Origin of the sequence: Kitasatospora sp. NPDC056076 (genome assembly GCF_042266305.1) — a bacterium.
GTDB lineage: Bacteria > Actinomycetota > Actinomycetes > Streptomycetales > Streptomycetaceae > Kitasatospora.
Genome location: NZ_JBHJWG010000010.1, coordinates 112,951 through 130,509 on the forward strand (window position 1 = coordinate 112,951; position 17,559 = coordinate 130,509).

At 75.2% G+C, this 17,559-nt stretch carries 15 protein-coding genes; 12 read left to right on the forward strand and 3 right to left on the reverse strand.

All coding sequences use genetic code 11. The features are described 5' to 3' along the window. Positions 1 to 108: 108 nt before the first annotated feature. From ACFC1T_RS11150 to ACFC1T_RS11170, 5 genes are all read left to right on the forward strand, one after another. Positions 109 to 1,437, forward strand: a complete 1,329-nt coding sequence (locus tag ACFC1T_RS11150) for a lanthionine synthetase C family protein (RefSeq protein ID WP_375886487.1) — start codon at positions 109 to 111, stop codon at positions 1,435 to 1,437. A gap of 5 nt (positions 1,438 to 1,442) precedes the next feature. Further along, entirely contained in the window at positions 1,443 to 4,559 is a 3,117-nt protein-coding gene (locus ACFC1T_RS11155; RefSeq protein WP_375886490.1) for a lantibiotic dehydratase, read from the forward strand. After that, positions 4,556 to 6,340 (forward strand): ABC transporter ATP-binding protein, encoded by a 1,785-nt coding sequence (locus ACFC1T_RS11160; RefSeq protein ID WP_375886492.1) that lies wholly within the window; start codon positions 4,556 to 4,558, stop codon positions 6,338 to 6,340. Before ACFC1T_RS11155 ends, ACFC1T_RS11160 begins: the two co-directional genes overlap by 4 nt. Before the next feature lie 126 nt (positions 6,341 to 6,466). Then, the gene (locus ACFC1T_RS11165; RefSeq protein WP_375886494.1) at positions 6,467 to 7,381 is read left to right on the forward strand and encodes an LLM class flavin-dependent oxidoreductase; all 915 of its coding nucleotides are present in this window, start codon (positions 6,467 to 6,469) and stop codon (positions 7,379 to 7,381) included. 88 nt (positions 7,382 to 7,469) lie between these two features. Next, positions 7,470 to 8,741, forward strand: coding sequence for an erythromycin esterase family protein (locus ACFC1T_RS11170; protein WP_375886496.1), 1,272 nt, complete (start codon positions 7,470 to 7,472; stop codon positions 8,739 to 8,741). 39 nt (positions 8,742 to 8,780) lie between these two features. Here the strand turns inward: ACFC1T_RS11170 and ACFC1T_RS11175 are convergent, their stop codons facing one another. Then, positions 8,781 to 9,284, reverse strand: a complete 504-nt coding sequence (locus ACFC1T_RS11175) for a hypothetical protein (protein ID WP_375886497.1) — start codon at positions 9,282 to 9,284, stop codon at positions 8,781 to 8,783. Between the two features lie 258 nt (positions 9,285 to 9,542). On the opposite strand from ACFC1T_RS11175, the gene ACFC1T_RS11180 reads away from it, so the two are divergent. Together ACFC1T_RS11180 and ACFC1T_RS11185 are read left to right on the forward strand one after the other, a co-directional pair. Continuing rightward, a complete protein-coding gene (locus ACFC1T_RS11180) occupies positions 9,543 to 10,859 on the forward strand; it encodes a sensor histidine kinase (protein WP_375886498.1) in 1,317 nt (438 codons plus the stop codon). Continuing rightward, positions 10,847 to 11,527 carry a LuxR C-terminal-related transcriptional regulator gene (locus ACFC1T_RS11185; RefSeq protein ID WP_375886500.1) on the forward strand — a complete coding sequence of 227 codons (681 nt, stop codon included), beginning with the start codon at positions 10,847 to 10,849 and terminating at the stop codon, positions 11,525 to 11,527. Before ACFC1T_RS11180 ends, ACFC1T_RS11185 begins: the two co-directional genes overlap by 13 nt. On the opposite strand, the gene ACFC1T_RS11190 is transcribed toward ACFC1T_RS11185, so the two are convergent. Then, on the reverse strand, positions 11,505 to 12,665 hold the full coding sequence (locus ACFC1T_RS11190) for a glycosyltransferase family 4 protein (protein ID WP_375886503.1): 1,161 nt from the start codon (positions 12,663 to 12,665) through the stop codon (positions 11,505 to 11,507). The genes ACFC1T_RS11185 and ACFC1T_RS11190 overlap by 23 nt on opposite strands. Before the next feature lie 36 nt (positions 12,666 to 12,701). Beyond that, positions 12,702 to 13,982 (reverse strand): hypothetical protein, encoded by a 1,281-nt coding sequence (locus ACFC1T_RS11195; RefSeq protein WP_375886505.1) that lies wholly within the window; start codon positions 13,980 to 13,982, stop codon positions 12,702 to 12,704. A gap of 307 nt (positions 13,983 to 14,289) precedes the next feature. On the opposite strand from ACFC1T_RS11195, the gene ACFC1T_RS11200 reads away from it, so the two are divergent. The 5 genes from ACFC1T_RS11200 to ACFC1T_RS11220 all read left to right on the forward strand — a co-directional run bounded on the left by ACFC1T_RS11200 (position 14,290) and on the right by ACFC1T_RS11220 (position 17,438). Then, a complete protein-coding gene (locus tag ACFC1T_RS11200; protein WP_375886507.1) occupies positions 14,290 to 14,559 on the forward strand; it encodes a hypothetical protein in 270 nt (89 codons plus the stop codon). Continuing rightward, a complete protein-coding gene (locus ACFC1T_RS11205) occupies positions 14,540 to 15,058 on the forward strand; it encodes a DUF6879 family protein (protein WP_375886509.1) in 519 nt (172 codons plus the stop codon). The genes ACFC1T_RS11200 and ACFC1T_RS11205 overlap by 20 nt, the downstream gene beginning before the upstream one ends. A 14-nt stretch (positions 15,059 to 15,072) precedes the next feature. Further along, positions 15,073 to 15,921, forward strand: a complete 849-nt coding sequence (locus tag ACFC1T_RS11210) for a helix-turn-helix domain-containing protein (RefSeq protein WP_375886512.1) — start codon at positions 15,073 to 15,075, stop codon at positions 15,919 to 15,921. Between the two features lie 194 nt (positions 15,922 to 16,115). Next, positions 16,116 to 16,259, forward strand: a complete 144-nt coding sequence (locus ACFC1T_RS11215) for a hypothetical protein (RefSeq protein ID WP_375886513.1) — start codon at positions 16,116 to 16,118, stop codon at positions 16,257 to 16,259. Positions 16,260 to 16,262: 3 nt separating this feature from the next. Further along, positions 16,263 to 17,438, forward strand: coding sequence for a methyltransferase domain-containing protein (locus ACFC1T_RS11220; RefSeq protein ID WP_375886515.1), 1,176 nt, complete (start codon positions 16,263 to 16,265; stop codon positions 17,436 to 17,438). Positions 17,439 to 17,559 lie beyond the last annotated feature (121 nt).

Consider the following 17,559-nt stretch of genomic DNA (forward strand, 5'->3'; position numbering starts at 1 on the left):
CGCCGCGAACTCCAGGGCCGCCGCGGACCCCCGGCCCGCCGCGAACTCCGGGACCGTCACCAGGCCGGGGCCGCCACCGCCCCGGCGCCACCCTCCGAGGGAGAACACATGTACACCGTCCGGGAAACCGGCGAACCGTCCGTCCGCACCCCCGACGCCCCGCTCGCCGAACGGGTCCGCGACACGGTGCGCCTCGTGGTGTCCCGGACCGCGACGACCGAGCAGTGGACCGAACTCGCGCTCCGCGCCGCCGACCAGGCCGCCGTGCCGATGGGCTGGTACCCGCCGAGCCTGAGCCACGGCCAGGCCGGCCTCGCCCTGCTCCACCTGTACGCCGCCCGGGCCGGCCTCGGCGACCGCGAGCACGCCCACGGCCACATCCGCGAGGCGGTGCTCGCCACCCAGGTCGAACCGCTCTCCGGCCCCGGCCTGTTCGGCGGCACCGCCGGCCTGGCCCTGGCCCTGGCCGACTGCGCCGAGGACGAACCCCGGTTCCGGCCCAGCCTGCTGCGCCTGTACGACCAGCTCGCCGAGCAGGCGATCGCCACCCCGTGGCCGGAGGACGGGCAGCCGATCAGTGACACCGACTACGACCTGGTCAACGGCGCGGCCGGCGTGCTCACCTGCCTCAGCGCCCTGCCCGAGCCGGGCCCGCGGGTCCGGGAGGCCGCCGCCGTGCTGCTCGACCGGCTGATCCGGCAGGCCGGGCCGGCCGGAACCGCGCGGGGCTGGCTGCTCCGTCCCGAGGCCTACCCGCCGGTCGGCGACCAGCACCGGCAGTACCCGCACGGCTACCTCAACCTCGGCGTCTCCCACGGCGTGCCCGGGGTGGCCGTCGCCCTCGCCGCCGCCTGGGCCGCCGGCCACCGCCGCCCCGGCCAGCGCGAGGCCCTCACGGCGCTCACCGGCTGGCTGCTGGGCCACCGGCTGACCGACGACCAGGGCCCGCTGTGGGCCAACGGCGTCCCGGTCGACGAGTCCGGCGCCGAGCGGCCCGTCGCCCACTGCCACGACCAACTCGCCTGGTGCTACGGCACCGCCGGGATCGCCGCGGCCCTGCTCGCCGTCGCCGACTGCACCGGGGACGACGGGCTGCGCGCCAGTGCCGTCGAGGCCTTCGAGGCCGCGCTGCGCCGGGCCGCCGGCGCCGAGCCGCGCACCCCCACGCTCTGCCACGGCCTGGCCGGACTCGTCATGCTGGCCGAGGAGTTCGGCCCGCACAGCGCGGCGGCCGCGCAGGCGCTGCCCGGACTGCTGGAACGGCTGCTGGCGTACGCCGACCCCCGGCACCCGGTGGTGTTCGCCGACGAGGACCTGCCCGGCAACACCGTCGACGATCCGGGGCTGCTCTCCGGCGCCGCGGGCGTCGCCCTGGCGCTGCTGGCCGCCCTCGCGGACGAGCGGCCCGTCTGGTTCCGCGTCTTCCTGGGGCGGTGAGCCGGGTGTCCCGGTACGTCCCCGCCGACTTCTTCCTGCTGCGCGCGCCCGCGCTGCCGGTCGACGCCTACCACCGGATCACCGCCGACCCGGCCCGCACCCGGGCCGAACTGCTCGCCCTCGCCGAGGACCCGGAGGTCCGCCGGGCGCTGCTGGTGGCCAGCGAGGACCTGGTGGCCGCCCTGGAGCGGCCCGACCGGGCGGACGGGCGCCGCACCCGGCGCCTGCACTCCACGCTGCTGCGCTACCTCACCCGGATGTCCACCCGCCCCACCCCGTTCGGGGCGTTCGCCGGGGTCGCGATGGGTGAGTTCGGCGACCGCACGACCGCCCGGCTGGGCAGCCCGGCGGTCCGCGCCACCCGGGTCCGCAGCGACCTGGAGTGGCTGTTCGCGCTCGTCCACCGGCTGGAGGGCGACCAGGCCCTGCTGCCCCACCTCGACGTGGTCGCGAACTCCACCGCGCACCTCGCCGGGGACCGGATGGTGCTGCCCTTCACCGAGGTGCACGGCGAGGAGGACAAGCGGGCCGTCCGGATCCGGGCCACCGGTCCGGTCCGGCTCGCGCTGGGGACCGCGGCGGCGCCCGTCCCGTACCGGCGGCTGGTCGCGGAACTGGCCGAGGCCTTCCCGGAGGCCGGTGAGGACGCCGTCACCGGTCTGGTCCGCCAGTTGTGGGAGCTCGGCTTCCTCGGCAGCGACCTGCGCCCGCCGCAGACCGAGGCCCGGCCCGACGAGTACCTGCTGAAGAAGGTCGCCGGGCTGCCCGGGGCCGAGGACGTGGCCGAGGGCCTGCGCGCGGTCGTCGACCTGACCCGGACCGCCCACGACGTCGCGGGCCTGCGCGCGCTGGCCGCCGCCCAGACCGCGCTGGTCCCCGAACACCGCGGCCGCACCTACCAGTTGGACGCGGCCCTCGACCTGCGCACACCTACCCTGAACCGTGCCGTCGGCGAAGCCGCCGCCGACGCGGTCGACGTACTGCTGCGGCTGGCCGCCGCCTCCGGCACCGACCACCAGCACCTGGCGCGCTACCGCGAGGAGTTCGTCGAACGCTACGGCGCCGGCGCCCGGGTGCCCGTCCTGGAGGTGCTCGGCGCCGACACCGGCCTGGACGCGCCGCCGCTCTACACCCAGCCCGGCCGCGCCTTCGACCTGCCGCCCACCACCACCCCGCCGGACACCGCCCGGTTCGACGCCGCCCTGCTCGACCTCGCCCAGGAGGCCTGGTGGGAGCGGGCGTTCGAGGTCGAGCTGACCGACGCCAGACTGGACCGGCTCGCCCCGCCCGGCAAGCCCGGCACCGCACCCGTCCTGCCGGTGGTCGACGCCTACCTGAGCATCGAGGCCGCCGACCGGGAGGCGATCGACCGCGGCGAGTGGCGGGCCGTGCTGCGCTCCGACGGGATGGCCCAGGGCGGGCGCACCTTCGGCCGCTTCTTCGACCTGCTTGGGGACGGCGCCGTCGAGCGGCTGCGCGAGTACGCCCGGCGCGAGGAGGCGCTGTTCCCCGACGCCGTGCACGCCGAACTCGCCTTCCAGCCGACCTGGGGCCGCGCCGCCAACGTCGCCGTCCGGCCGCGGATCCGGCCGTACGAGATCCCGGTCAACAGCACCCCGTCGGTGCCGCCGGACCGGGTCGTCCCGCTCGACGACCTGCTGCTCGGCGCCACCGAGGGCCGGCTCTACCTGTGGTCCCGGCGGCTCGGCCGGGAGGTGGTCGTCGCCCAGCACCACATGCTCAGCCCGCTGGTCGCCCCCGACACGGCCCGGTTCCTGCTGGAGGTGTCCTACGACGGGTACGTGCTGCCGGTCGCCTTCGGCTGGGGGCGGCTCGCCCGGGCGCCGTTCCTCCCCCGGGTGGTCCGCGGCCGGGTCGTGCTCCGCCCCGCCCAGTGGCGGCTCACCGCGCCCGACCTCGCCGACCTCGCGGCCTGGCGGGCCCGCTGGAACGTCCCCCGGCACGTCTACCTGGTCGAGGACGACAACCGGCTGCTGCTCGACCTCGACCACCCGCAGACCCTGCCCGAACTGCGCGAGGCGCTCGGACCGGGCGCGGCGCTGACCTTCCAGGAGCTGCTGCCCGTCCACGACCGGCTCTGGCTGACGGACGGGCACGGGCGGCGCCACCACGAGGAGGTCGTCGTCCCGCTGATCGTCCGGGACGCCGCCTCGGCCGCCCGCCACCCGGCCGGCGGCCGGACCACCGCCCCGGTGCCGCGGCACCTGCCCGGCGGCGAGTGGTCGTTCCTCCAGGTCTACGCCGGCCCGGAGCGCCAGGACGAGATCCTCACCGGCCCGCTGCCCGACCTGCTCGCCGAGCTGCGCGCCGAGGGCCTGCTGGACCGCTGGTTCTACCTCCGCTACGCCGACCCCCACCCGCACCTGCGGCTGCGGGTGCGCAGCACCGACGCGCCGCGCACGCTGGCCCGGCTGCTCGCCTGGGGGCGTGACCTGGCGGGCCGGGGCCTCGCCCGGGACCTCGCGGTGGCCTCCTACGCGCCCGAGGTCGCCCGCTACGGCGGCGCCGACTGCTACGACGCCGTCGAGCGGCTCTTCGAGGCCAGCAGCGAGGCCTCGGTCGGGCTGCTCGCCGCCCGCCCCGACCTGCGGCCCGAGCCGCTGCTGGTCGCCGCCGTCGACCTGCTGTACGCCCAGTGGGGCGTCCCGCTGCCGGACCGCGCGGACCTCGCCCCCGGCGGCCGGGCCGACGACGAGGCCGTCCGCCGGTCCTTCCGCGCCGACCGCGACTACCTCTGCGAGCTGCTGCGGCCCTGGCCGCGCCGCCCGCACGAGGAGGGCGCCCGGCACCGGCTGCTGCTCGCCGAGGCCTTCGCCGCCCAGCGGCCCGCCGCCGGTGCGGCCGCGGCGGCGGTCCGCCGGGCCGCCGGGGCCGGGCGGCTGGTCGGCAGCGAGCGGCAGGTGCTCGCCAGCCTCGCGCACCTCCAGGTCAACCGGCTGCTGCCGATCGACCTGGCCCGCGAGGAGCGCGCCTACGGCCTGTGGCGGCACACCCTGCGCGCCGTCCGCGGCCGGCTCGCCGCCGAGGCCGCTGCCGAGCCCGCCGCCGAGCCCCCCGCCGGGAACGGCGGCCGCGGCACCGGACGGGAGGGCGGACGATGACCTGGCTGCGCGTCATCGCGCTGTTCTGGCGGCTCAGCCCCGGCAAGGTCACCGGCTACGCGCTCTGCACCGTGCTGAACGCCGCCGTCCCCGGCCTGCAGATCGCGCTCACCGCGCAGGTCGTGCAGAGCGTCGCGGACGCCGTCGGCGGCGTGGCCGGGGCCCGCGACGACGCCCTGCGGGCCGGCTACCAACTGCTCGCCCTCGCCGTGGCGGGCCACCTGCTCGGGGTCGCCGTCCAGTACCTGGACTCGCTGCTGCGCCTGGAGCTCACCACCAGCATCGGTGAGCAGGTGATGCGCAAGGGCATCACCCTGGACCTCCAGCAGTACGAGGACGCCGACGCGTACGACAAGCTCCAGCGGGCCTTCCAGGAGAGCAACGGCGGCCGCGTCTACCAGCTGTTCGCCGAGATGCTGGAGGCCGCCCGCGAACTGGTCACCCTGCTGTCCGTCAGCGCGGTGCTGTTCGCCTGGAGCCCCTGGGTGGCGCTGGTCATCCTGGCGGCCCCGGTCCCCTCGGTGATCGCCCACATGGCGTTCGGCCACAAGGTCTTCGAGATCGAGTACGCCCGTACGGCCGACCGTCGGCGGCTGTACTACTACCAGTACCTGACCACCACCGACCACTCCTTCAAGGAGGTCCGGCTCTTCCAGCTCGGCCCCTACCTGCTGGACCGCTACCGGGAGCTGGTCCACCGCTTCTTCCGGATCGACCGCGGCGTGGCCCGCCGCCAGTCCGTCACCGTCGGCGGCTTCGGTCTGCTGAGCGTGCTCGCCTCCTCCGGCGCCCTGCTGTGGGCGATCCGGGACGCCGCCGACGGCAGCCGGGTGGGCGAGCTGGCCGGCTACCTCCAGGCCATCGGCACGGTGCAGGTGGCCGCGCACGGACTGCTGCTCGGCGCCGCCGCCCTCTACAAGGACACCCTCTTCCTGGGCAACCTGTTCGGCTTCCTCGACCTCCCGGAACGCCGGATCGCCGGCGGCGACCGGCCCTTCCCGGCCACCCTGCGCGAGGGCATCGAGTTCCGTGACGTCAGCTTCCGCTACCCCGGCACCGACCGGCCCGTTCTGGACCGGCTGAGCTTCCGCATCCCGGCCGGCGCCTGCGTCGCCCTGGTGGGCCAGAACGGCGCCGGCAAGACCACCGTCGTCAAGCTGCTGACCCGGATGTACGAGCCGACCGGCGGCCAGATCCTGATCGACGGCGTCCCGATCGAGGAGTACGACATCGACGGGCTGCAACGGAACATGGGCGTGATCTTCCAGGACTTCATCCGCTACGAGATGAGCGTGCGGCACAACATCGGCTTCGGCCGGGTCGAGTCGCTGGACGACCTCGACCGGGTCCGGCAGGCCGCCGGGTCGGCCGGCGCGGCCCCCGTCGTGGACGCCCTGCCCGGCGGCTACGACACCATGCTCGGCCGGCACTTCGAGGAGGGCCACCAGCTCTCCGGCGGCCAGTGGCAGAAGATCGCACTGTCCCGGGCGTTCATGCGCCGGGCCCCGATCGTCGTCCTCGACGAACCGACCGCCGCGATCGACGCCGAGGCCGAGGCCGAGATCTTCGGACGGCTGCGCGAGATCGCGGGCGAGTCCACCTCCCTGGTCATCGCCCACCGGTTCTCCACCGTCCGGATCGCCGACCGGATCGTCGTCGTCGCGAACGGCCGGCTGGCGGAGGAGGGCACCCACGACGAACTGCTCCGGGCCGAGGGCGTCTACGCCCGGCTCTTCCGCCTCCAGGCGGCCGGCTACCTCGCCGACAGCGCCCCGCACTGACCGTCCCTGTACTGCCCGTCCCCGTACTGCCCGCGACGCACCGACTGCCGCCGTGCTGCCCGTCCCGGTTCCGACCGTCCCCGCACCGAAAGCCGACCCGTGCCCATCTCCGTCGTCCTCCCGGTCATGCCCAGCGACCCGGCCCAGCTCGTCCCGTACGCCGAACTCGTGCGGGAGGGCCGGGCGGCGCGGCTGTGGCAGGGCCAGTCACTGCGCCTGGAGACCCACCAGGCCTTCGCCTACCTGGCCGGGCTCGGCCACCGGGTGCCGGTGGGCACCGCCGTCGCGCTGATGCCCCTGCGGCACGAGCTCGACGCCGCCCTCCAGGCCCGCTCGCTGGCCCGGCTGACCGGCCACCGGACCGTCCTCGGCCTCGGGCCGGGCGCCGCTGACTTCGTGGCCGAACTGCGCGGCGCGCCCTACCCGCGCCCCGGCGAGGCGGCCGCCGGGTACCTGCGCACCGTCCGGGCGCTGCTCGCCGGGGCCGCCCGCGGCGGACTGCCGGACGAACTCGACCACCCCGGTGTGGAGCTGGGCCTCGGAGTGCTCCGCCCGGCGCTGGCCCGGGTGGCCGGGCGGGAGGCCGACGCGGCCATCACCTGGATGACCCCGCCCGGGTACCTGCGGGACGTCCTCACCCCGGCGCTGGCCCGGGGCGCGGCCGAGGCGGGCCGGCCGGTGCCCAGGCTGGTCACCGTCGTCCACGCGGCCCTGGACCGCCCGGGGCGCAACCCGTACCGGCTCGCCTACGACGCCGCCCACGCGCACCTGGCCTCGCCGCACTACACCGACATGCTCCGCCGGGCCGGGTTGCGGGTGCACCCGTCCAGCCCCTCGCTGGGCGCCCGGGCCCTGGTCGACTCCGGCACCTTCGTCCACGGCGACGCCGACGCGGTGGCGGCCGGCCTGGCCGCCTACGGCCGGGCCGGGGTCGACGAGGTGGTGGTCAACGTCGCGGGCGTGGCCGTCGCCGAAGGGGCCGAATCGGCGCTGGCGGACCTCCGGGAGATCCTCGACGCCGTTCGGCGGAACGATTGTTGACCAGGCGTCAGATCCTGGGCAACCGTGGTCGGACCCGCCCACTCGTTCGCGTAGGATCGGATGCCGGGGCGGCGCGGAAGGGGCGGACGTGGGCGATGACGTGACGGACTGGCTGGCGGCGAACGCCGTCCCGCTCGACAGTCTGGACGCCGGGGCCCCGGCCGGCGACCTGGCTCCGCTGCGCCGGGTGCTGGGGGAGGCCCGGGTCGTCGGGCTCGGCGAATCCACCCACGGGACGGCCGAGTTCTTCCGGCTCAAGCACCGGCTGCTCGAATTCCTGGTCCGCGAACTCGACTTCGGGGCCCTGGCCATGGAGGCCAGCGCGGCCTCCGCCGGGGCGGTGGACGCCTACGTCCGGTACGGCACCGGCGACCCGGTCACCGCCCTGGACCGGCTGGGCTTCTGGACCTGGAAGACCTACGAAGTGCTCGCCCTGGTCGAATGGTTGCGCGAGCACAACCGGGCGCTGCCCGAGGCCCGGCGGGTGCGCTTCGTCGGCGTCGATCCGCAGCGCAGCGCCGGATCGGCCGAGGAGGTCCACGCCTTCCTCCGGCAGGTGGCGCCCGGGCGGGCCGCCGCCGTGCACCGCACCCTGCGGGCGATCGGCGACAGCACCCCGGCCGGGGACCTCGAAGGCGGCGGTGAACTGCACGCCGGTGCCCGGCAGTTGCTCGACGAACTGGTGGACCGCCGGGAGGACCATGCGGCCCTGGCCGGTGCCGCCGCCACCGACCGGGCGATCGCCCACGCCCGCAACCTGGTCCGGGCCGCCGACCTGGCCCGCCGCCCACCGCTGGGCACCGACGGCAGGACCGAGGAGGGATCGCTCGCCGCCCGGGACCGCCACATGGCCGAGGCCGTCGCCGAACTCCACGACGGCACCGGGGTGCGGACGGCCGTGTGGGCCCACAACAGCCATGTGATGACCGGCCGTTACGCGGCAGGCGTCCCCGCCATGGGCCGCCACCTCCGGGAGCGCTACGGCGACGGCTACTACGCCCTCGGCCTGCTCCTCGGCAAGGGCGCCTTCCGGGCCCGCACCGGCTCCACCCGGGCCCGCCCGCCGCGCCGGCACGGCATCGGCGGCGGCGGACCGAAGTCCGTCGAGGGCCGGCTCGCCGCCGCCCACCGCGACGACCACCTGATCGACCTGCGCGCCGCCCGCGGCGAGCCCGCCGTCGAGGCCTGGTTGGCCGAACGCCACTACCTGCGCAGCTTCGGCGCGGGCGTGCCCCGGTTCAGCTACCGCTTCGAACTGGCGCCGACGGTGCTGGCCGAGGAGTACGACGGCCTCGCCTACGTCCGCCGCTCCACCTGCACGCGGCCCCTGCCACTGCCCCCGGAGCCCGGCAGCCGCTGACCGGTAGCCGCGCGGCACGGAGGGGGTGCGCCCGGCGGATCAGCGCTGGATCTCGACCCGGGCCCGCTCGTCCGGCGTGCCGATGTCCCAGAAGCGGACCGTGCCGCGCGCGCCGCCGTAGGCGCCCGTGCCGCCGGTGACGGCCATGTCGAGCGGGGCGCCCGAGCCGTTCGTCCAGAGCGACTGCATCGTCAGCGAGCCGCCCTCGACCTCGATGGTGAGCAGGCAGTGCTTGGTGACCTCCGCGCCGTGGACCTGGACGACCTGGCAGCTTCCGCCCCCGCGGCCGACGGTGCGGCCGTCCTGGACGGTGCCGCCGGAGTAGACGTCCTGGTCGCCCAGGCTCGGCCCGGCCGGGCCGACGTCCACGGTCTCGTACTGGTCGTTCTGGAGCTTGAGTTCGAGCACCTCGACGCGGCCCGGCCGTGGGGCGTCGGCGTCCGCGCTGCCCACGGCGGCGAGGCCGATCGCAGCGGTGGCCAAGGAGGCGGCGACGACCCTCCTGGCCGTCAGGTGCCTGCTGATGCGTGCGGTGGTGGCCATGGTGGACCCTTTCGTCGAGAACCCTGGTGTGCACTCCCTCGACGCTATGACCTGCGGGCCCGTCCCTTCCAAGACCGATTCCGCTATCACGCCATGCCCTCGCGGGCATGATCGGCAGGGGCGGACCGCGGCCGCACCCGTCCCGGAGGCCCCCGAGCCGCCCCGGACCGCCCCCGGACCGCCCCCGAACCGCCGTCGGCCCGTCGCCCGGTAGGGTCGGGCCGCAGGGTTCGTACGCGTCCGGGGAGGGGGAGTGCCATGAGCGCCGTGCCGGTCACCGTCCGGTCGGTCACCGTCCGGACAGTCACCGTTTGGGCGGAGTTGCGACGGCGGCCGCTGGGCTTCCTGTGGTCGGCGTGGCCGCTGCGCGTCTGGGCGTTCCTGCTGACCGGCACCCTCCAGGGCACCGCCGTGCTGGTGCTGCTCGCGGTGCTGCTGTTCGTCGGCCTCGGGCTGTCCGTGGTCGGGATCGGCCTGCTGGTGCTGGCCGGGACGGCCGTGCTCGGGGTGCCGCTCGGCGCGCTGGAGCGGCGGCGGCTGCTGCTGGTCGAGCCCGTGCCGCTGGCCGACCCGCACGGTGCGCTGCCCGGCGCGGGGGCGGCCGTCCGGCTGCGGAGCAGGCTCAGGGAGCGGGCCACCTGGCGCGAACTGGCGTACCTGCTGGTCCAGGCCGTGCTGTTCACGGCGAGCGGCCTCGGCTTCGTCGCGCTGTTCGGGTTCTCGCTGCTGCTGTCGGCGGCGCCGGTGTTCGTGTGGGCGGTCAGCCCGGACACCGTGATGCTGATCCCCGGTCAGCCGATCTCGCAGCCGCTCGCGGCCCTGCCCGGCACCGCCGCCGGGCTGCTCGGCCTGGTGGTCTGCGCCTACACCGGGGCCCTGCTGGCCGGGGCGCAGGTGTGGACGGCGCAGCTGCTGCTCGCGGCGCGGGACGAGGACCTGAGCGGCCGGGTCACCGAACTCACCCGCTCCCGAGCCCGGTTGGTGGACGCCTTCGAGGCGGAGCGGCGCCGGATCGAGCGCGACCTGCACGACGGCGCCCAGCAGCAGCTGGTGGCCCTGAGCATGACCCTGGGCCTGGCCGAACTGGAGCTGCGCGGCCGGGAGCCGGCCGCCGCCGAACTCGTCACCCGGGCCCGCGGCGAGGCCCGGCGGGCGCTGGAGCAGCTGCGCACCCTGGTGCGCGGGATCCACCCCCAGGTGCTGACCGATCACGGACTGCCCGCCGCCGTCGCCGAGTTGGCGCTGCGCCACCCCGTCCCGGTCACCGTCGACATCGACCTGCCGCACCGGCTGCCCGGCCCGGTGGAGACCGCCGCGTACTTCACCGTCACCGAGGCGCTGACCAACGCCGCCAAGCACAGCGGCGCCGACGAGGTCGACGTCGCGGCGCGCCTGGAGGACGGGAAGCTCGTGCTGCTCGTCACCGACAACGGCCGTGGCGGGGCCGATCCCGCCGCCGGCGCCGGCCTCCAGGGGCTGGCCGACCGGGTGGCCATCCTGAGAGGACGACTCATCGTGACCAGCCCCGTCGGCGGACCGACCCGACTGCGCGTGGAGGTCCCGTGCTCCGGGTAGTGCTCGCCGAGGACGCCGTACTGCTGCGGGCCGGCCTGGTGGAGCTGCTCGGCCGGGTCGGGCACCGGGTGGTCGCCGCCGTCGGCGAGGCCGGGGAGCTGGCCCGGGCCGTCGACGCCGAACGGCCCGACGTCGTCATCACCGACGTCCGGATGCCGCCGGACTTCCGCGACGAGGGGCTCCGGGCCGCCGTCGAACTGCGGGCCCGGCACCGGGGGTTGCCCGTCCTGGTGCTCTCCCAGTACGTGGCGACAGCCTACGCGACCCGGCTGTTCGGCGAGGACTCCGCCACCGGGGGCGGCCTCGGCTACCTGCTCAAGGACCGGGTCGGCGAGGTCACCGACTTCATCGACGCGCTGGAGCGGGTGGCGGCCGGGCAGACCGTGCTGGACCCGGAGGTGGTCCGGGTGCTGCTCGGGCAGCGCACCGCCGACGAGCCGTTGAAGCGGCTCACCCCGCGTGAGCGGGAGGTGCTGGGGCTGATGGCGGAGGGGCTCAACAACCAGTCGATCGCCCAGCGGCTGACCGTCACCGAGGCCTCGGTGGTCAAGCACGCCGGCAACATCTTCATGAAGCTGGACGTCGACCCGGTGGAGGGCAACCGGCGGGTGCTGGCGGTGCTGGCGTACCTGCGGGGGCGGCCGGTCATCCCGCCGGCGGGGCGGTGACGGGGCGCAGCTCCGCGCCGGGGGTGAGCAGGTGGGTGAGCCGCTCGGCCGAGGCCTCCCAGGACCACTGGTCGGCCACCCAGCGGCGGCCCCGCCGCCCGAACTCCCGGGCCCGGTCCCGGTCCAGCAGGGCCGCCGTGACGGCGTCGGCCACGGCCGGCACGGACCGGCCGTCCACCACGCTCCCGGTCCGGCCGTCCAGGACGGCGTCGGGCGCGCCGCCGGAGCGGCCGGCCACCACGGGCAGGCCGCCGGCCGCGGCCTCCAGCAGGACGATGCCGAGGCCCTCCGCCTCCAGGCCGGCCCGCCTGGTCCGGCACGGCATGGCGAAGACGTCCGCCGCCGCGTAGTACCGGGCGGTCGCGTCGTGCTCCAGCCCGCCGGCGAACACCACGGCGCCCGGCGCGAGCCGGTCCGCCAGCCCGCGCAGCCGCCGCTCGTCGGGGCCCTGCCCGACCAGCAGCAGGACGGCGTCCGGGACACTCCGGCGGATCAGCGGCAGCGCCCGGATCAGGGCGTCCTGGCCCTTGCGGGGCACCAGCCGGGACACGCAGAGGACCACCGGGGCGTCGCTGAGGCCGTACTCGGCGCGGACCGCCCGGCGGTGCTCCGCCGAGGGCCGGAACGTCCCCGCGTCCACACCGGGGACGAGCCGTTCCAGCCGGGCCCGCGGCCCCAGCGCGGGGGCGATCCGGCGGCGGGTGTACTCGCCGAGGTAGGTGACCACGTCCACGTGGTCGCCTATCCGGCGCAGCAGCCGACGGGCCAGCGGGGCGCGGGCCCACCAGATCTCGTGGCCGTGGGTGGTGGCGACGCTCCGTTCGATCCCGCCGCGCCGCAGCGCGGGCGCCATCGCGGCCAGCGGCGCGGCGGCGCCGAACCAGACCCGGTCGCAGCCGTGGGCGCGGGCGATCTCCAGCGTCCGGCGGGTGACCCGGGCGGTGGGCAGCAGGGTGCGGGCCGGGTCGCGGACCACCGGGAAGGGCAGGGTGGCGTCGTACCGGGCGGCGCCCGGCTCGGCGGAGGTGTGGACGACCACGTCGTGGTCGGGTACGCGGACGGCCATCGCGTGCACGAAGGTCTCTATGCCGCCCTGCCGGGGCGGGAAGTCGTTGGTGACGATCAGGGTGGTGCCCATGGGTGTCGGTGCCTCGTATCCGGGAGGGGTGGTCGGTCAGACGAAGAGGGGGTTCGGGCGGTCGGCGCCGGTCCGCGGGGCCGGGGTGGAGGCGGCGGCGGGAACCGGGCGAGCCCCGGGCACGACGCGGGCCCAGAGCGCCAGCACGACGGGCAGCGCCAGGTAGCCGAAGCGGCCGGCCGGGGCCAGCAGGAAGGCGGCGCCCAGGCCGAGGGCCAGCCGGTCGGCGGCGGCGACCAGAGAGCGGGGCGGCCGGCGCACCAGGGAGACGGCGACGGCCAGGCCGGCGGCCAGCAGCAGGGCGAGCGCCGCGTACCAGCCGGCCGGGCCGAGGTCGGCGAGCAGCTTGCCCGGCAGCGGGCTGGCGGCCTCGGTGCGCAGCTCGCCGCGGCCGAGCGGGAAGGCCAGCACCTGGGAGACCATCGGTCCGGGGGCGAGCAGGGCGGCGGGCAGCACCAGGGCGGCGGTGCCGAGCAGCGCCGTGCCGCAGCCGCGGGCGGCGGCCCGCCGGCCGGCCGTGGCGGCCAGCAGGGCGACGGCGACGGCCACCGCGGGCCAGGCCGTCCACTTGAGCGCGCAGGCCGCGGCCAGCGCCAGCCCGGTGGCGGTCGGGCGGCCCGCCGAGGCCAGCGCGAGGGCCAGGCAGAGCAGGCCGGTCATCGGGAGGTCGACACCACTGACCGTGAGCGGCAGCGCCACGACCGGCGAGGCGACCAGGGCCGCGAGGGCCGCCCCGGACGGTACCGGGCCCCGGTTCCGTCCGGGGCCCGTTCCGTCCTCCGGCGCGGCGGCGCGCAGCACCCGGTGGGCGAGCCACAGGCCGCCGAGGAACACGGCGGCGCACCACAGCCGGGGATCGCCGGCCGGCCGGGCCGGCAGGCCGTCGGCGCCGAGCACCGCGCGCGGCACGCCCAGCAGGGCCATCGCCGGCAGGTAGGGCGTCACCTCGGCCACCGTGCGCGGCTCGTCGAGGTACGGGGAGCCCTGGTGCAGCAGCAGCGAGCCGGACCGTTCGATCACCCCGACCTCGCTCTGCCCGGCCCCGGAGAGCACCAGCAGCAGCAGCGGCAGGACGACCGCCCCGGCCAGGGCGAGCGCGGTCGAGCGGGCCGGGGCGTCCCGCCGCGCGGGCAGCAGGACGGCGACCGCCGCGACGAGGTAGCCGACCGCGGCGACGGCGCCCCAGGTCCGGTGCGGCCCGAGCGGCGAGACGAGGGGGAACACGGCGGCCCAGGCGGCACAGGCGAGCCAACCGGCGCACCAGTACCACCTGCGCCCGTCCGCTCCCGGAGCCCGGCGGGGCTGGTGAGTGAGCACCTCACCATTGCAGCCGCGGCGGGCGGGTGACGTCATGACAGCCAGGTCGAGGAACGGTGGTCGGGTTTCCCCTACCGTCCCGGCCCCACCGACCGGCCCCACCGAGCCCCACCCCACCCTCCCGACCCCGGCCGGGGATCGTGCCCGAACCGCCGTACGACGGACCGCGCAGGGTGGCGGAACCATGACCCCTCGGATACCTACCTGGATTCCCCGAGTGTTGATCAGGATCTGATTCGCCTGACAGGGGCACGGCTGATCAGCATCCTTGGAACCACGGAGAACCTGATCGACGGTGGAGGGCGGCATGGCTCTGGAGTTCCTCGGGATCTACCCGAACACCCCGGATGACGGCTCCCCGACCATTTGGCGGGAGACGGAGACGGGGGACCTGCTCATCCAGTCCTACAAGGCCAGCGCCGAGGACATCGCGGCTGCGCAGGAGGTCGGTTCGATCCCCGGCCACACCACGGACATCCCGGACCACGAGTTCATGATCCGGCTGCCTGCCAACATGATCCAGTTCATCCCCCGACCCGAGGACGAGGACAACAGCGGTGGCAACAGCGGTTCGTGAGCAGTTGGCGAAGGCCGAGCACTCTGCGGTGCACCTGGAGATGCGGGACAGCTACATGCTGGACGATCCCGAGTTCATCGCCTGGCAGCAGGGCAAGCGGCTCGACCCGGCCGACCAGGAGTCGTGGTGGCGGTCGTGGCTGGACGTGGTGACCGAGGTGACGGGAAGGGGTGTCTCCATGCGCCGCCTGCGGGTGGTCTCGGAGCCCGTCACCGACTACATCCGGTACGAGTACGACGTGACGTTCCCCAACGTCGCTGCGGGCGAAGAGGTTCGGTGGCTGCCCCGCTCCCGTACGGGTGACCTCCTGCTCCCCGGCCTGGACGGGTGGGTCATGGACGGCCGGGTGGTGGTCCTGCACCACTTCACCGGCGAAGGTCAGTGGGCCCCGGCCAAGATGGAGGTCCGCGAGGACGCCGAGCTGGCCGCCCGGTACCTGGCGGCCTACGAAGCAGCTTGGGAGAGGGCCATCCCGCACGCGGAGTTCCACCCCGCCTGATCGGTACCGAGCACATGGCTGATTCGGCATCCTCGAGTGTCCAGCGTGCCCGCCAAGGTCTTGCGGACCAGCTCCGCGAGATACAGCGGGACGCCGGGCTCAGCGGGCGCGACCTGGCCGCCGCCTGCGGCTGGTACCCGTCCAAGGTCAGCCGCTTGTTGAACGCCCGCACCCCGCCGTCCGAGGACGACATCCGGGCCTGGTGCGAGGCGTGCGGTGTGCCCGAGCGAGCGGCTGACCTGGTTGCCAAGCTTCGAGCCGTGGCGGGCATGTTCGTGGAGTGGCGTCGGATGGAGCGGGCCGGGCTCAAGCAAGCCCAGGAGGCCCGCCGTCCGCTGTACGAGCGCACGCACCGGTTCCGGTCGTACTCGTCGTGGCTGATCCCCGGGCTGATCCAGACACCTGGGTACACGGAGGCAGCTCTCCGAGCCATCCAGCAGCGCCGCGGTCTGGTGGACGACGTAGCCGCTGCCGTGGCCTCCCGCATGGAGCGCCAGCGGGTCGTCCGCGAGGGAGGCCGCCGGTTCGCGTTCCTGGTGGAGGAGTCGGTGCTCCGGTCCGGCATCGGCGGTGCCGCCGTGATGCGCGGCCAGCTCCACCACCTGGCGACCGTGGGGTCACTTCCCAATGTCAGCATGGGAATCGTGCCGATGCGACCGGATCGGGTGCGGTGGCCGGCTGAGGGGTTCTGGATCTTCGATACCGCCCAGGTGAACGTGGAGCTCATCTCCGGCTACCTGACGATCACACAGCCCTCGGAGGTCGCGATGTACGCCGAGACCTTCGCCGAGTTGTCCGACCTGGCCGTCTACGGCCCAGCTGCGCAGGAGCTGATCGGCGCGGCGGCTGGGCTGCTCGGTTGACCTGCACCAACTCGCGTGGAATCCCGTAGAACTTCATGGCGACGGGCTCCGGTCACTCCGTACCTTCCTGCTGACGGACCAGCAGATCCGAGGAGCCGGAGGCGAACCCCCAGGGCGGAAGGAACTCAGGAACGGCGCATCACCCGCCCCGGGGCAAGCAGGCCGGGCTCAACCAGCATGACGGAGGTACTGACATGGGCAAGCGCGGAAGCGGCTCGGGCGACGGCAAGGGCGGCAAGCAGCAGGACGACAGCAACAAGGGCTCCGGCCACGGCGGGGGCGGCTCGGACGAGGGGGGCAACACCTCCGACGGCCAGAACCCGGCGGGCGGTAAGTAGTCAGTGAGCGAGACGCACAAGGAGGCGGGCCCTCAGGGGCTCGCCTCCGCGCTGGTGGCCAGCGGCGCACTTTCATCGGACTGGCTTCCCTCCTTCACCGCCGTAAAGCGCGAGTTGTTCGTCCCGGACCGCATCTGGCCGGGCATCTCCGACGGCACGAAGCAGAACGCCCTCGTGGACCGCTCCAAGGACCCGGAGGTGTGGGAGCGGGCGGTCTACTCGGACATCCCGCTCACTACCCAGTGGGACGACGGCGAGCACGAGGGTGACGGGCTCGGGACGACCCCGAGTTCGTCCAACTCCATGCCCACGATGGTGGTCTCGATGCTCCGGGACCTGGACGTGCAGCCGGGGGACAGGGTGCTGGAGATCGGCACCGGCACCGGCTGGAACGCCGGGCTTCTCGCGGACCGCCTGGGGAGTTCCCATGTGGTCACGGTGGAGGTCGACCCCGAGGTGGCGAAGGGGGCCCAGGAGAACCTGCACCGGGCCGGGCTCTCGCCGACCGTGATCGTCGGCGATGGCCGGGACGGGTGGGCAGGGGGCGGGCACTACACCCGGATCATCGCCACCTGCTCCGTGGTGGAGATCCCTCCGGCGTGGCTGGAGCAGTCGGCCCCGGGCGGGGTGATCGTCGCCCCCTTCGGCACCGAGTACGGCGGCGAGCAGATCGTCCGCCTGGTCGTGAACGAGGACAGGACGGAGGCCCGCGGGAACTTCGTCGGAGGGTCGGCCTTCATGAGGCTTCGCCAACAGCGCACCGAAAGGCCGTTGTTCGAGGAGTACCTTCACGGGGTCGAGTGGCCGGCGGACGGCGTGAAGAGCATGACCACGCTGTCCCCGAGGGACACCGGCGACTGGTTCCAACTGTTCGTCATCGGGCTCGGGGTCCCGCGCGCGTTCTGGCGGGCCGAGCGCATGGAGAACGGCGCGTACACGCTGTGGCAGTACAGCCGGGACAAGCAGTCGTGGGCGTCCGCCGACTACGAGAAGGGCCGCACCGAGTACGAGGTGTACCAGTCCGGTCCGCGCAAGCTGTGGGACGAGGTGGAAGCCGCGTACCGCTGGTGGGACGGGCGGGGCCGTCCCGGCTTCGAGCGCTTCGGCCTGACGGTCACCGCCGAGGGCCACACGGCGTGGCTCGACTCCCCGGCCAACCCGGTGCCGCGGCAGGGCTGACGGGCCGACACCCCGCCCGTGCGTCGATCCCCCAGGGCGCACGGGCGGGGCTTCGCCGTTCCTGCGGTAGGACCTCGGTCCCCGGGGGGCGGAGGGGGCGATGGTCCTGTCGATCGGAGCT